The sequence below is a fragment of the Variovorax sp. P2_H12 genome (assembly GCF_056403395.1).
Window position 1 is genome coordinate 1 of the sequence record NZ_JBFUFO010000252.1, and the last position, 406, is coordinate 406.

At 65.7% G+C, this 406-nt stretch carries 2 protein-coding genes; both read left to right on the forward strand.

Annotated elements, in window-relative coordinates; genetic code table 11:
- Positions 1-198 (forward strand): proton-translocating transhydrogenase family protein (locus tag AC1DYK_RS36015; RefSeq protein ID WP_478170623.1); only part of this gene is annotated, 198 nt, incomplete at its 5' end.
- Positions 195-406: NAD(P)(+) transhydrogenase (Re/Si-specific) subunit beta (locus AC1DYK_RS36020; RefSeq protein ID WP_478170624.1), on the forward strand; the 212-nt coding region annotated here is incomplete at its 3' end. The genes AC1DYK_RS36015 and AC1DYK_RS36020, both read left to right, overlap by 4 nt.

A 406-nucleotide genomic window follows, 5' to 3' on the forward strand; every position in this document is an offset into this window, starting at 1 on the left:
TCGGCGATCGTGATCGTGGGCGCGATGCTGGCCGCGGCGCTGACCGAGTCCGGCCTGGGCAAGACCATGGGCGTGCTGGCGGTGGCGCTGGCCGCGGTCAACGTCTTCGGCGGCTTCCTGGTGACGCGGCGCATGCTCGAGATGTTCAAGAAGAAGGATAAAAAGGCACCGRCCGCTGGCAAGGGGAATGCAGCATGAGCATGAAYSTCGTCACGCTGCTGTACCTCGTTGCSAGYRTCTGCTTCATCCAGGCCCTSAAGGGCCTGTCCCACCCCACGACTTCGATCCGCGGCAACGTCTTCGGCATGGTGGGCATGGCGATCGCCATCCTGACCACCGCGGCGCTGATCGTGCAGCTGTCGGGCGGCAAGGCGATGGGCATGGCCTGGGTGCTCCTGGGCCTGGT